This is a genomic window from Bacillus sp. ISO11, from assembly GCF_003458115.1.
Classification (GTDB): Bacteria; Bacillota; Bacilli; order Bacillales; family Bacillaceae_G; genus Bacillus_A; species Bacillus_A cereus.
On the sequence record NZ_QXCO01000002.1, the window covers coordinates 234534 to 248182 of the forward strand.

Consider the following 13649-nt stretch of genomic DNA (forward strand, 5'->3'; position numbering starts at 1 on the left):
TAGTTACGATACAATTGGATTGTTAACGTTTGTAAAAAGGGGATAGACATATGTCACATCATATTTTATTAGTTGAAGATGATATCTCAATTCAAGAGATGGTGGAAAAGTATTTAATAAAGGAAGGCTTTCAAGTTACGATTGCGTCTGATGGAGAAGAAGGCGTGAACACATATTTAAAAGGTTCATTTGATTTGATTATCCTTGACATTATGATGCCAAAGCTAGATGGCTTAGAGGTTGTACGAATCATTCGAGAAAAAAGTGCAGTTCCGATTTTAATGATGTCGGCAAAAGATACAGATGTTGATAAAGCTGTTGGATTAGGACTTGGAGCAGATGATTACATTTGTAAGCCGTTTTCTATGATTGAATTGGCTGCACGTGTAAAAGCAGGTATTCGGAGGTCTACGAAATACTCGGCTACAGAAACAATAGAAAAAATGATTCAAATTGGTGATTTAACAATTGATCCAATTAATTTTACTGTAGAAAAAAACGGGAAGCCTCTCAAACTTACTTTAAAAGAATTTGAGATTTTAAAGCTATTCGTAAAGAACCAAAATCGTGTATTTACGAAAGCGCAAATATATACGTTAGTTTGGAATGAAGAGTATTACGGTGACGATAACGTTATTAATGTTCATATGAGAAGATTGCGTGAGAAAATCGAAAGTGATCCATCTAATCCAGAATATATTAAAACGCTATGGGGCATCGGCTATAAGCTGGAAGTGATGTAATATGATCAATTTGTTAATAGGTATTATTTTTATATTGTTATGTGTTATTTATATGCAATATAAAATGAGAAAAAATAGTAGTAAAAATTTACGATACACATATGAAAAGTTAGAAAGTATTGTAAATGAAAAAACAGGTGAGACGTTACTCGTTATGACAGATGATCTAGAATTGCAAAAATTATTAGTGGCGATTAATCAATTATTAGATGCAAAACAGAAAACGAATGCAGATCATGCAAAAGTAGAAATTTCGATGAGAAAAATGCTTTCAAATATTTCGCATGACTTGAAAACACCACTAACAGTTATTCTTGGATATACAGAAATGTTAAATAAGGATAAAACGATAAATAAAGAAGAACAACAAATATTACTTGAGAAAGTGCATACGAAAACACTAGAAGTGATGGAATTAATTCATAAGTTTTTTGATTTAGCGAAATTAGAATCTGGTGACAAAGCAATTGAAATGACAAAAATAAATATGAATGAAGTTTGCCGCGAGAAGATTTTATCATTTTATGATTTAGTGACGTCGAAAGGTTTTCAAGTTCATATTGATATACCAGAAAGAAATATATATGCACTTGGAAATGTAGAAGTATTAGGTAGGGTATTGAATAATTTAATATCAAATGCAATTACATATGGAGACGATGGAAAGGCACTCGGTATGACGTTAAGAGATGATGACACGGGCGTGTATATAGATGTATGGGATAAAGGAAAAGGGATTGATGAATCTCATATTGATAAAGTGTTTGAGCGTATGTACACACTTGAAGATTCAAGAAATAGATTGTACCAAGGAAGCGGTCTAGGATTAACGATTACGAAACGGCTTGTGGAAGCGATGGACGGAAAAATTCATCTTTCTAGTAAACCGTATGAAAAAACAATTTTTACAATTGCATTAACAAAGATACAGTTTTAGCTTGTAGAGCAGTAGATTCTACAAGCTTTTTTTCAGCGTAAGGAATTTGTAAGAAACGGGTAAGAAAAAAGAGATTTCCGTTGTCTATTATAGAAATATAGAGTATTGCGAAAGGGGAAAGTAACATGACATATATATTAAAAATAAACCAGTTAACGAAAGTGTTTAAAGGGAAAGAAGTTATTTCCGGTGTTAACATGCATGTGAAAAAAGGAGAAATTTACGGTTTTTTAGGACCAAACGGTGCTGGTAAAACAACGATTATGAAAATGATTACAAATTTAATAAAACCGACGAGTGGTGATATTGAAATCTTCGGTGAGAAATTAACAGATACATCTTATGAAGTATTAAAAAGAATGGGGACAATTATTGAATACCCAATCTTTTATGATAAATTAACGGCGAAAGAAAACTTAGACCTACATTGTGAATACATGGGCTACTACGATAAAAATGCAATTGACCATGCTTTACATTTAGTGAAACTACAAGGGGTAGATAATAAAAAAGTAAAAGATTTTTCATTAGGAATGAAACAACGACTCGGTATTGCAAGAGCAATCGTGACAAAGCCAGAATTGCTCATTTTAGATGAACCAATTAACGGTTTAGATCCAATTGGTATTAAAGAGTTACGAGACTTATTTAAAATGCTCTGCAAAGAATATGGCATTACATTATTAGTTTCTAGTCATATTTTAGGTGAAATGGAACTAATGGCCGATACAATTGGTGTGATTCAAAATGGAAAACTAATAAAAGAAGTTTCAATGAAGAGTATTAACGGAAAACAAACAGAGTACATTGAAATCACTGTTCCTGATGTGAAACGTGCAGCTTATATTTTAGAAGATAAACTTGGTATAAAAAACTACAAAATAATGAGTGGAACCATGATTCGTGTGTATGATACGTTAGCGTCTCAGCAGGCCATTTCAAAAGCACTTATTATGAACGATGTGGAAATTGAAAGTATTAATAAGAAACATAGTTCCTTAGAAGAATATTTCTTAAATGTAATGGATGGAGAGGGCATTCATGCTTAATGGATTGTTAGTGAATCTACTAAGTGGATTGATCGTAATGTTCATAAGTGGGATTTTATATTATAGAAAACCTGAGCGGAAATGGTTGTTAATTCTAATAGTAATAGGAATGTTAAGCTTCGTTACTGCTGGAATTAGAATGTTAGCAGCATAAAGACAGTTATATAAAGAATGGAGGAGTGGTTTGTATGCTTAGATTAATGAAGCTCGAATGGAAGAAACATAAATTATCTAGTTACTTTAAAGGGGTAGCAATTTGTATTATAGCAATTTTCGCTGCAGTAAGCCTTATGGCGTTGGGAATGAAAGCCGAGGGAGACGTGCTCTTCTTTGACTTCACGCAACAAATGGTTTTAATAAACACTTTTATTAGGATAACATTCATTATTTTTAGTTCGGTCATTTTATCACGTTTAGTAATTGATGAGTATAAGAACAAAACAATGCAACTACTATTTATGTACCCATTGCAACGAAAAATGCTAATGAGAGCGAAATTAACAATTGTTTTTTGTTTTTGTTTTGTGAGCACGATTATCGCTACTTTCAGTATCAGTTTGCTTGTATATTTTGTGAGTCCAATGATGGGACTGATTGAAACACCAGCTACGATAGGTGAAATAATATCTATCGTTCCAACTACTTTTATAAGTGCATTTATGATATCTGGTATAAGTTTAATTCCTTTATTTTTTGGGATGAGAAAGAAATCGACACCCACAACAATTACTTCTGCAGTAATAATCGGAATGCTAATTAGTAGTAACTTTGGTCCTGGAAACGGTCAAGTAAGTCTGTTTAATTTTATAGCTATCCCAATAGTGCTCTGTTTATTAGGAATTTTCATCAGTTATCTTTCATATCGTAAAATCGACAAAATCGATGTGGCGTGAAGCAAGCTTAAAACAAAAACGAACTGGGGTATGAATAGTGAAAAAAATGATAGTAATTGCAATATTATTCATTACAATTGCTAGTGTAGTTTTTGGTATTAAGGTATTTCAGGGGAAAGATTTTAAGAAAGAAAAGTCTTTTGAGATAAATAATATAAAAGAAATAGAAGTAGACAATGAAAACTGGAATCTTGAATTTAAAAATACAGACGCTAATAAAATAGTAATTTCCGCTCAAGGTGAACAAGCAGATAAAGAGATAGATCCCGTCAAAATAGAAAATGATGAAAATAAAATTGTGATTAAGCAAAAACAAAAGATGAACAGATTTTTTAATGGTTTCACGTTTAGGAAGAAAAATAGTATATCTATAGCTATTCCGAAGAAAGAAATAGATAAAATTGTAGTAAATAATAAATCGGGTGATGTGAAAATAAGAGATATAGTAGTAAAAAATATCATGACAAAAGGCAAGTCTGGAGATGAAATGATTACAGGACTATCAGCCGAGAAAGGTGAATTTATATCGCAAAGTGGAGAGTTAGTTTTAAAAGGTAGTTCAGTACAAGAATTAAATATAAAGTCTACGACTGGTGATAACTATATAACAAATGTAAGTAACTCAAATATGAACATCACATCAACATCTGGGGAAGTATTACTGAAAGATATGACAGAAGGAAAATCATTATTTATAGAAACAAAATCAGGTGATATTGGCGTACGGTATAAAGGTGTCCCTGCATCATTGAAGCTTATGGCTAAAAGTAATTCGGCTGACGTAATAGTGGATTTAAAAGGACTTAAGAAAGATAAAAATACAGACAAAATAAAAGTAGGAACGATTGGTGATGCAAAAAATGAAGCGAAGATTTTAAGTGAAACAGGAGTCATTTATATTGATTAAGTCCAAGGAGGAAGGAGGAATATCATGCTACGTCTTATGAAGTTAGAATTGAAGAAGTTTAAGTTTGGATGGTATGTGAGGGGAGCAGTTATTGCAAATATTATTATACTGGCATTATTAATCTTTGTTAGTTTCATTGCACAAATAGAAGGAGATCCAGAAATAAGAGATCCGCAGATGATTTTGTTAATGGCTAGTACAGTAGTAAGAGCAACATTTATTATTTTTGGTAGTGTATTAATAGCAAGGTTAATAATTGACGAATATAAAAATAAAACAATACTACTCATGTTTTCTTATCCCATTAATCGAAAGAAAATGATGGCTAGTAAGTTGGCTATTACAGCGATAGTAACATTTATAACAGTTATTGTATCTAACATTTTAGTAGTAGGAATTTTCTTTGGGATAGATAGTTGTTTTTCAATTATTCCTCATTCATTCACAGTAGATCAATTGGTGCAAGAAGGAATAAAACTAGTTCCTTTAGCCATTGCAACTGCGGGGATGAGTTTAATCCCATTATATTTCGGAATGCGTAAACGTTCAGTGCCAACTACAATTGTTTCATCTCTTATCGTTGTCTCAATTGCAATGAATACCAACCCAGAGTTTCCTACAGCAACTTTACTTCCCCTTCAACTAGCATTGGCGGCAATTGGAGTTGTGATTGCATATTACGGCATTAAAAATATAGAGAAGGAAGATATAACTGTATGAAAAGAATAAGAAAAAGAGTTGGCGTTACACCAACTCTTTTTTGTATATGTATGTTTCGGTACTACTCTGTAAATTTAGAGTGTGTGCTTAAATACTTTTGCACTCCTGGAGAAATGTTAAAGTTATTAGGACTTTTATATTCGATAGTAAACTCTCCGTCTCCACTTGTTTCAAAGGCGATTGCATAGCTATTCATTTTAGCATCGTAAGAAGTGTTTTTGACTTCTGCATCTAGATTAAAATATTTTGTAATATATTCTTTTGATTCCGTAATTGCTGCTTGTTTTCCCCAAGGGGTACCATAATAGGTGAAATAAAGAGATACACTAATAACTCCAATAATAGAAGTTAATAAAATAGTGCCCATAGCTATTTTTTTATTCTTTGTATTCAATTTGGTTACTCCTCTTCATAGTATGTATTCATTTTAACCTATCTTTTCCATAAAACAACTATTAAGAAAAAATAGTTTCACATGAAACAAGTTACAGAAAAAGACAAGATATGTAAACATCTTGTCTTTTTTGTCGTTACATTTTAGGAGCTTCCATTCCAGCCGCAGCCCATTCTTCTTTTGCGGGGCCATATACGCCAGGAACTGTTAAGCCAGCTTGTCGCATTAAAACCGTCATTTGTCCGCGGTGGTGATTTTGATGATTAATGAGTGTCATTAAAAATATAGAATTCGGCATAGGGCGACCAAAGAAGTCATTAATAGTAGCTAAGTCTTTATCAGTCCATTTACTTTGAAGTGTTTCAACAAAAGCCGCGTTTACTTTACGGTATTCATCTGCAATTGTTTTTGCAGAAGTTGGAACAGGATAATCTTTCGTTTCTCCTTCAAACTTTAGCCCTGTGCCAGATAGTATCACAGGAACTGCCGTCACGATGTGCCAAGCAATTCTTCCTAACGTCCAGTGCCCAGGTGCAATTTCCTGTGATAAAGATGCATCGGTTAATGAATCAAGCATTTTCTGAGTAGACTCAGCCTCGTATGTCCATGATTGTAAAAAGCCTTCAATTGTTTGGTACATAGTTATCCCTCCTATTTTTGTTCATAGATTAAATTCGTGAGAGATAATATAATCCCTGTTCCACAAGAAATAATTAATTAAGCATTGCTACAATATGAAAACAATTAGAAAATATTTGTAAAAGTGTCAGGAAACGAATGTGCTCATTCGTATATATAATGAATAAAGAATGGGATAAAGAGTGGTGATAAGGGTGAAGGATATAGAAATAGTAGAAGGTCTTCGAAAACAAGATATGTTAGCATTACATACAGCGATTGATCGATATGGAGATTTAATTTATAAGGTAGTTCATAGTATTTTAGATACGGCACATAGTAAGGTGTTAGTGGATGAATGTGTTGACGATATTTTATTAATCGTTTGGTACAACATTAGTAGTTATGATGAAAATCGTGGGAAGTTTAGAAACTGGCTTATATCTGTCGCTAAGTTTAAAGCCATTGATTATAAACGAAAAAGTAATAAGGCTTATCAATTACAAGAGTTTCAGCAAGAAAGATATGAAGATAGAAAAAATGTCAATTTAACAAAAGAAGAGAGAGATTATAATTTTTACGTTTTAATTAAAGAATTGAATGAAGAAGATAAGAAAATTTTTATAAAAAGGTATTTAGATGAATATAGCGTACAAGAAATAGCGCTTGAATTCGGTATGACACGAGATACGGTATATAGCAGGCTGTCAAGAGGGAGAAAGAAATTGAAGAAGCTGTTGGGGGGGAAAAGGAATGAATAAAGAAAAGTTACTTCAGGAATTAAATAACTTACAGTATAGCGATAATTTTGTAGATGATTATAGAAATGATGAGAAAATAGATAAAACGAAAATAGATCGTACAAAAGAAACTGTAACCAAAACAATTTTAATGAAACGTTGTTATGAGGTTGTACAAGAAGAGTTACAGGGAAGCGAAGAGATTTTATATAGTATGCTTGCCGAAAATCATCATGTGAAAAATTGGCAGACAGGCACAGCCATGACATTAGGGGTAGGCGTTCTTGCAATGAACTTCGGTATTAATAATGTGTTAATCGTTACAAATAAACGGTTGTATGTGTTTTTTATGGATCGTTATTATAATGAAGTTGATTTAAAGGTATGTGTATTGAATGAAGTAGCTTATATGAAAACAATATTAGACCGTAAAGGTGGAAGCGAGTTTCTGCATATAAAGTATAAAAATGATAAGGAATACGTATTATTGGGAAATGCTGATGATTACAGAGAGTTATTTCAAATAGTAGGTAGGTTGAAAATAGCAAATGGAATAGAATTGAGATTACAAGATAAGAAATTAAAGAGAAAGTTAACTTTAAAACGAAGTGTATTCAATATAATCATGTATTCACTTGTTATATATATTATGTACAAAGCCTATATTAATTTTCTGCCATAATAGGAAAAGACGGCTTCACATATATGAAGTCGTCTTTTAATTAACTTTCTTCCCACTTTTCCTCATCAACCATAAGAAATAAGGTGTTCCAAGTATAGCAACTTTTTTCGCCGGTTTATCTAATTTTGTTTCCCCTTCAGTATGTTTAATTGTTATAGTTTGCTTTTTATCTTCTATCGTTGTTACCTTTTTCTCCTCTTTTTTGCTGTCCGCATTCAACAGCGAATAGAAGAACAACCATGAAAATACTAAGAATTTTCTTCATCTTCTTTCCCAAAATAAGTTTTTTATTCGTAATTATATTTTTAAAATTTTGCTGAAAAATAACGAATTATACGAATATCGTTATGTAAGATTAAAATCCATATGTGTATGAAGAATTTAGAAAAGGAATTTCATTTAACTAGAGAGGCGAAAGTACAAGCAAAAGGAGATAGTATCGCATGTAATAATTATTAGAATGTACGGGATAAATCTATATTTATCTCCACTGAATAAAGCTTTCGGTCTGATTTGATAAATGTTTTTTAATTTCTTACTTGTACTTATAAGATTGAATTTGAAGGAAGGAATCAACATGTCTTCATGGCTCAATAATACAAATGGATATTGTAGTTGTAATAATCAAAATGGTGTACATGTTGATTCGTGTTGTTTTAGTTGTGATGGGACAGTCCCTAAGCTTGGTCCAACAGGTCCAACAGGTCCAATGGGTTCAACAGGTCCAACGGGAGCAACCGGTTCAACAGGATCAACGGGTTCAACAGGTCCAACCGGAGCGACAGGTTCAACAGGTCCGACGGGAGCAACAGGTCCAACGGGATCAACGGGTTCAACGGGTTCAACAGGAGCAACAGGTCCGACGGGTTCAACAGGTCCGACGGGAGCAACAGGAGCAACAGGTCCAACCGGAGCAACGGGAGCAACAGGAGCAACAGGTCCAACAGGTCCAACGGGTTCAACAGGTCCAACGGGAGCAACCGGTTCAACAGGATCAACGGGTTCAACAGGTCCAACCGGAGCGACAGGTTCAACAGGTCCGACGGGAGCAACGGGAGCAACAGGATCAACGGGTTCAACAGGAGCAACAGGTCCGACGGGAGCAACAGGAGCAACAGGTCCAACCGGAGCAACGGGAGCAACCGGTCCGACGGGTTCAACCGGTCCGACGGGAGCAACAGGAGCAACAGGAGCAACAGGTCCAACGGGTTCAACCGGTCCGACGGGTTCAACCGGTTCAACAGGTCCAACAGGAGCGACAGGTTCAACAGGAGCAACAGGTTCAACCGGTCCGACGGGAGCGACAGGTTCAACCGGTTCAACAGGTCCAACAGGTACAAGTATCACGGCGACATATGCATTTGCAAATAATACGTCGGGAACAGCGATATCTGTAGTTCTTGGTGGAACGAATGTCCCGCTTCCAAATAATCAAAACATCGGTCCAGGAATTACTGTTTCTGGTGGAAACACAGTATTTACGGTTGCAAATGCTGGTAATTATTATATTTCATATACAATTAATATAACGGCTTCATTATTAGTCAGTTCACGGATTACAATTAATGGAGGGGCACTTGCTGGGACGATTAATGCTCCTGCGGTAGCAACCACATCATTTAGTGCAACAATCATTACAACTCTCGCAGCAGGAGATGCTATTAGCTTGCAATTATTTGGTTTGTTAGCTGTCGCAACATTATCAACAACTACTCCAGGAGCAGTGTTAACGATAATAAGATTAAGTTAAACTATAACTCTCTTACTCTTTTAAGATTAAGAGAGTTTCTACATATAATAAGAAGTTAATGAAGTAAAGCATAGTTATACAAAAGTCAGAATATTATGATTGTAACGCTATGGTGACTATAATATAATGAAAATAACCATCATGAATGAACATTCATTTATTTTTATGTATTTGAAGGGGGAATGAAGGTGGAAAAACCATGGTTGAAAAGTTATCCAGAGGAAATTCCGAGTACGATTTCTTATGATATTCAGCCGCTTCATAGATATGTAGAACAGATGGCTTCTCGCTACCCAGAAAAGAAAGCGCTTCACTTTTTAGGGAAGGATATTACGTTTTCGGACTTCCATGATAAGGTGAAGAGGTTTGCAAATTATCTTCAAAAGCTCGGTGTGGAAAAGGGTGATCGAGTTGCTATTATGTTGCCGAATTGTCCGCAAGCTGTAATTGGTTATTACGGCACATTACTTGCGGGAGGTATCGTAGTACAAACAAATCCACTGTATACAGAGAGAGAATTAGAATATCAGCTTCATGACTCGGGAGCAAAAGTAATTCTTTGTCTCGATTTAGTGTTTCCAAGAGTAACGAATGTTCAATCTGCTACAAAAATTGAGCATATTATCGTAACTCGTATTGCGGACTTTTTACCATTCCCTAAAAATCTATTGTATCCATTTGTGCAGAAAAAACAGTCAAATTTAGTTGTGAAAGTATCAGAGAGTGAAACGATTCATCTTTGGAATTCAGTAGAAAAAGAAGTGAATACGGATGTTGAGGAGCCTTGTGATCCTGAAAATGATCTAGCTCTTTTACAGTACACAGGAGGAACAACCGGATTTCCGAAAGGCGTTATGTTAACGCATAAAAACCTCGTCTCTAACACGTTAATGGGAGTTCAATGGTTATATAATTGCAAAGAAGGAGAAGAAGTCGTTCTTGGGGTTCTTCCATTTTTCCACGTGTACGGCATGACGGCTGTTATGAATTTGAGTGTTATGCAAGGATACAAAATGGTCCTTATTCCAAAGTTTGATATGAAAATGGTTTTTGAAGCGATTAAGAAGCATAAAGTGACACTATTTCCAGGGGCACCAACTATTTATATCGCTCTTTTAAATAGCCCACTTTTAAAAGAATACGATATTTCTTCTATTCGTGCTTGTATTAGTGGATCAGCACCACTGCCAGTAGAAGTACAGGAAAAGTTCGAAACAGTTACAGGTGGTAAACTAGTAGAGGGATATGGTTTAACAGAATCCTCTCCAGTTACACATAGTAATTTTTTATGGGAAAAGCGAGTGCCAGGTAGCATTGGAGTTCCGTGGCCAGATACAGAAGCAATCATTATGTCACTTGAGACTGGTGAGGCATTACCGCCAGGAGAAATAGGGGAAATTGTAGTGAAAGGTCCTCAAATTATGAAAGGATACTGGAATAAGCCAGAGGAAACAGCGGCTGTATTGCAAGATGGCTGGCTCCATACAGGTGATGTTGGCTACATGGATGAAGATGGATTTTTCTATGTAAAAGATCGCAAGAAAGATATGATTGTCGCGAGTGGATTTAATGTGTATCCTCGTGAAGTTGAAGAAGTATTATATGAGCATGAAAAAGTGCAAGAAGTAGTGACAATTGGAGTTCCAGATCCGTACCGAGGAGAGACAGTTAAAGCATTTGTTGTGTTAAAAGAAGGTACGGAGTGCTCTGAGGAAGAATTAAATCAGTTTGCACGTAAATATTTAGCGGCTTATAAAGTGCCGAAAGTATATGAGTTTAGAGATGAATTGCCGAAAACGACAGTAGGGAAAATTTTGCGCCGTGTTCTAATAGATGAAGAGAAGAGAAAGAATGAGGATGAGCAAACGGGCTAAGGCCCTTTCTTTTTGAAAAAATAGGATTGACACTTTTCTAAATAGTCAGTATTATAAGAATATGAATGACTATTCATTCAGTCATCTTCTTGAAGGGGACAGTAAAGTGAAGAAAAATAGACCGAAATACAATCAAATTATTGATGCGGCAGTCATTGTGATTGCGGAGAATGGGTACCACCAAGCGCAAGTTTCTAAAATCGCAAAGCAAGCTGGGGTAGCTGATGGCACGATTTATTTATATTTTAAAAATAAAGAAGATATATTAATATCCTTATTCCAAGAGAAGATGGGAGAATTTGTCGAAACAATTCGTCAAAAAACAGCAGGAATTGAAAGCGCTGTATCGAAGTTATTCATGTTGGTAGAAACGCACTTCTTGCTGTTGTCGCAAAATGATCCTCTTGCTATCGTTACGCAATTAGAGCTGAGGCAGTCCAATCAAGACTTGCGCCTTAAAATAAATGAAGTATTAAAAGGCTACTTACAAGTTATGGATGAGATTTTAGAGACTGGTATAAAACAAGGTGAATTTCAAGCAGATTTAAATGTTCGCGTGGCAAGACAAATGATCTTTGGAACAGTGGATGAAGTTGTGACCAATTGGGTAATGAGCGATCATAAGTATGATCTGGTCGCACTTTCAAAAACGGTACACGGGCTACTTATTGCAGCTTGTGGTTATCGTCAATAATGGGAGGGATCATGTTGAAATTCCTATCTGTAAGAGTTGAAGATCATATCGCGGTGGCGACGTTAAATCACGCACCAGCGAATGCGATGTCTTCACAAGTTATGCATGACGTTACTGAATTAATTGATCAAGTGGAAAAGGATGATAACATTCGTGTTGTTGTTATTCATGGTGAAGGACGTTTCTTCTCAGCGGGAGCAGATATTAAAGAATTTACATCTGTTACTGAAGCGAAGCAAGCAACAGAATTAGCACAGCTTGGACAAGTTACGTTTGAGCGTGTTGAAAAATGTTCAAAACCAGTTATTGCGGCAATTCATGGAGCGGCACTGGGCGGCGGCCTTGAGTTTGCTATGTCTTGCCACATGCGCTTTGCAACTGAAAGTGCAAAACTTGGTTTACCTGAATTAACACTTGGATTAATTCCTGGCTTTGCAGGTACACAGCGCTTACCACGTTATGTTGGGAAAGCGAAAGCTTGTGAAATGATGTTAACAAGCACACCAATTACTGGTGCAGAAGCATTAAAGTGGGGACTTGTTAACGGATTGTTCTCTGAAGAATCTCTTTTAGATGATACGCTTAAAGTTGCAAAACAAATTGCTGGAAAAAGTCCAGCAACAACTCGTGCTGTACTAGAGTTATTGCAAACGACAAAATCGTCTCATTACTATGAAGGTGTACAACGTGAATCACAGATTTTTGGTGAAGTATTTACGAGTGAAGATGGAAGAGAAGGTGTAGCTGCATTTTTAGAAAAGCGTAAACCTTCATTTAGTGGCAGGTAGTTCAATTATTTTTTTAATATAAATTAACAGAAAATTAAAATTGATAGAATCTTTCTGAAAAACAAGGGGGTAAATGGAATGAACATCTACGTACTCATGAAACGAACATTTGATACAGAAGAAAAAATCGTAATTAAAAACGGTGCAATTTACGATGGCGAAGCGGAATTCATCATCAACCCTTACGATGAATATGCAATTGAAGAAGCAATTCAAGTAAGAGACGCACAAGGTGGAGAAGTTACAGTTGTAACAGTCGGTGGCGAAGATAGTGAGAAAGAACTTCGTACTGCATTAGCAATGGGCTGTGATAAAGCTGTATTAATTAATATTGAAGATGACGTAGAAAATGGTGACCAGTTCACGACAGCAAAAGTGCTTGCTGAATATTTAAAAGATAAAGATGCAGATTTAATTTTAGGCGGAAACGTTGCAATTGATGGTGCATCTGGACAAGTAGGACCACGCGTAGCTGAAGCGTTAAATATTCCGTATGTAACGACAATTACAAAACTTGAAATTGACGGTACAAATGTGAAGATTGAGCGTGATGTTGAAGGTGATACAGAAGTGATTGCAACTTCATTACCAGTTTTAGTAACAGCACAGCAAGGTTTAAATGAACCGCGTTACCCATCGCTTCCAGGTATTATGAAAGCGAAGAAAAAGCCGCTAGAAGAATTAGAATTAGACGATTTAGATTTAGAAGAAGATGATGTGGAAGCAAAGACAAAAACAATTGAAATCTATTTGCCTCCTAAGAAAGATGCAGGAAAAGTGTTACAAGGCGAGCTGCAAGATCAAGTAAAAGAACTTGTATCGTTGCTCCATACAGAAGCGAAAGTAATCTAATAAAATAC

Annotated in this window: 16 protein-coding genes and 1 pseudogene; 14 read left to right on the forward strand and 3 right to left on the reverse strand. The window is 35.4% G+C overall.

Annotated features, from left to right (window positions below):
* The first annotated feature begins 50 nt into the window (after window positions 1–50).
* From D1166_RS03145 to D1166_RS03170, 7 genes are all read left to right on the forward strand, one after another.
* Window positions 51–743, forward strand: coding sequence for a response regulator transcription factor (locus tag D1166_RS03145; protein ID WP_000018029.1), 693 nt, complete (start codon window positions 51–53; stop codon window positions 741–743).
* Between the two features lies 1 nt (window position 744).
* A complete protein-coding gene (locus D1166_RS03150; protein WP_000609139.1) occupies window positions 745–1680 on the forward strand; it encodes a HAMP domain-containing histidine kinase in 936 nt (311 codons plus the stop codon).
* Between the two features lie 125 nt (window positions 1681–1805).
* Complete coding sequence (locus D1166_RS03155) at window positions 1806–2729, forward strand: ABC transporter ATP-binding protein (protein WP_000221057.1); 924 nt, start codon at window positions 1806–1808, stop codon at window positions 2727–2729.
* Window positions 2722–2883, forward strand: coding sequence for a hypothetical protein (locus tag D1166_RS31145; protein WP_000931763.1), 162 nt, complete (start codon window positions 2722–2724; stop codon window positions 2881–2883). The genes D1166_RS03155 and D1166_RS31145 overlap by 8 nt, the downstream gene beginning before the upstream one ends.
* A 34-nt stretch (window positions 2884–2917) precedes the next feature.
* Window positions 2918–3622, forward strand: a complete 705-nt coding sequence (locus D1166_RS03160) for an ABC transporter permease (RefSeq protein ID WP_000945211.1) — start codon at window positions 2918–2920, stop codon at window positions 3620–3622.
* Between the two features lie 37 nt (window positions 3623–3659).
* Window positions 3660–4529: a DUF4097 family beta strand repeat-containing protein gene (locus D1166_RS03165; RefSeq protein ID WP_000738286.1), complete on the forward strand. Its 870-nt coding sequence runs from the start codon at window positions 3660–3662 to the stop codon at window positions 4527–4529.
* Window positions 4530–4553: 24 nt separating this feature from the next.
* Window positions 4554–5249: an ABC transporter permease gene (locus D1166_RS03170; RefSeq protein WP_000945178.1), complete on the forward strand. Its 696-nt coding sequence runs from the start codon at window positions 4554–4556 to the stop codon at window positions 5247–5249.
* A gap of 61 nt (window positions 5250–5310) precedes the next feature.
* On the opposite strand, the gene D1166_RS03175 is transcribed toward D1166_RS03170, so the two are convergent.
* Both D1166_RS03175 and D1166_RS03180 read right to left on the reverse strand, forming a co-directional pair.
* Window positions 5311–5643: a YfjL-like protein gene (locus tag D1166_RS03175; protein WP_001093293.1), complete on the reverse strand. Its 333-nt coding sequence runs from the start codon at window positions 5641–5643 to the stop codon at window positions 5311–5313.
* A gap of 136 nt (window positions 5644–5779) precedes the next feature.
* Entirely contained in the window at window positions 5780–6283 is a 504-nt protein-coding gene (locus D1166_RS03180) for a DinB family protein (RefSeq protein ID WP_000284977.1), read from the reverse strand.
* 193 nt (window positions 6284–6476) lie between these two features.
* On the opposite strand from D1166_RS03180, the gene D1166_RS03185 reads away from it, so the two are divergent.
* Complete coding sequence (locus D1166_RS03185) at window positions 6477–7022, forward strand: sigma-70 family RNA polymerase sigma factor (RefSeq protein WP_000651615.1); 546 nt, start codon at window positions 6477–6479, stop codon at window positions 7020–7022.
* Window positions 7015–7683, forward strand: coding sequence for a hypothetical protein (locus D1166_RS03190; protein ID WP_001031138.1), 669 nt, complete (start codon window positions 7015–7017; stop codon window positions 7681–7683). Before D1166_RS03185 ends, D1166_RS03190 begins: the two co-directional genes overlap by 8 nt.
* 78 nt (window positions 7684–7761) lie before the next feature.
* Here the strand turns inward: D1166_RS03190 and D1166_RS03195 are convergent.
* Window positions 7762–7948 (reverse strand): annotated as a pseudogene (locus D1166_RS03195) (ABC transporter substrate-binding protein); the annotation flags it as partial.
* A gap of 312 nt (window positions 7949–8260) precedes the next feature.
* On the opposite strand from D1166_RS03195, the gene D1166_RS32265 reads away from it, so the two are divergent.
* The 5 genes from D1166_RS32265 (at window position 8261) to etfB (ending at window position 13641) form a co-directional block, all read left to right on the forward strand.
* The gene (locus D1166_RS32265) at window positions 8261–9433 is read left to right on the forward strand and encodes a BclA C-terminal domain-containing protein (protein ID WP_123060122.1); all 1173 of its coding nucleotides are present in this window, start codon (window positions 8261–8263) and stop codon (window positions 9431–9433) included.
* Window positions 9434–9621: 188 nt separating this feature from the next.
* A complete protein-coding gene (locus tag D1166_RS03205) occupies window positions 9622–11307 on the forward strand; it encodes a long-chain-fatty-acid--CoA ligase (RefSeq protein WP_000414742.1) in 1686 nt (561 codons plus the stop codon).
* Window positions 11308–11413: 106 nt separating this feature from the next.
* A complete protein-coding gene (locus D1166_RS03210; RefSeq protein ID WP_000742223.1) occupies window positions 11414–12001 on the forward strand; it encodes a TetR/AcrR family transcriptional regulator in 588 nt (195 codons plus the stop codon).
* 11 nt (window positions 12002–12012) lie between these two features.
* Window positions 12013–12789 carry an enoyl-CoA hydratase gene (locus D1166_RS03215; protein ID WP_000911292.1) on the forward strand — a complete coding sequence of 259 codons (777 nt, stop codon included), beginning with the start codon at window positions 12013–12015 and terminating at the stop codon, window positions 12787–12789.
* 78 nt (window positions 12790–12867) lie between these two features.
* Window positions 12868–13641 carry an electron transfer flavoprotein subunit beta gene (gene etfB, locus D1166_RS03220; protein ID WP_001029028.1) on the forward strand — a complete coding sequence of 258 codons (774 nt, stop codon included), beginning with the start codon at window positions 12868–12870 and terminating at the stop codon, window positions 13639–13641.
* Window positions 13642–13649: the final 8 nt, after the last annotated feature.

Bases quoted from the DNA above. Each gene is read 5' to 3' on its own strand.
- D1166_RS03145 (WP_000018029.1), top strand. From the start codon at position 51: ATGTCACATCATATTTTATTAGTTGAAGATGATATCTCAATTCAAGAG.
- D1166_RS03150 (WP_000609139.1), top strand. From the start codon at position 745: ATGATCAATTTGTTAATAGGTATTATTTTTATATTGTTATGTGTTATT.
- D1166_RS03155 (WP_000221057.1), top strand. From the start codon at position 1,806: ATGACATATATATTAAAAATAAACCAGTTAACGAAAGTGTTTAAAGGG.
- D1166_RS31145 (WP_000931763.1), top strand. From the start codon at position 2,722: ATGCTTAATGGATTGTTAGTGAATCTACTAAGTGGATTGATCGTAATG.
- D1166_RS03160 (WP_000945211.1), top strand. From the start codon at position 2,918: ATGCTTAGATTAATGAAGCTCGAATGGAAGAAACATAAATTATCTAGT.
- D1166_RS03170 (WP_000945178.1), top strand. From the start codon at position 4,554: ATGCTACGTCTTATGAAGTTAGAATTGAAGAAGTTTAAGTTTGGATGG.
- D1166_RS03180 (WP_000284977.1), bottom strand. From the start codon at position 6,283: ATGTACCAAACAATTGAAGGCTTTTTACAATCATGGACATACGAGGCT.
- D1166_RS03190 (WP_001031138.1), top strand. From the start codon at position 7,015: ATGAATAAAGAAAAGTTACTTCAGGAATTAAATAACTTACAGTATAGC.
- D1166_RS32265 (WP_123060122.1), top strand. From the start codon at position 8,261: ATGTCTTCATGGCTCAATAATACAAATGGATATTGTAGTTGTAATAAT.
- D1166_RS03215 (WP_000911292.1), top strand. From the start codon at position 12,013: ATGTTGAAATTCCTATCTGTAAGAGTTGAAGATCATATCGCGGTGGCG.
- etfB (WP_001029028.1), top strand. From the start codon at position 12,868: ATGAACATCTACGTACTCATGAAACGAACATTTGATACAGAAGAAAAA.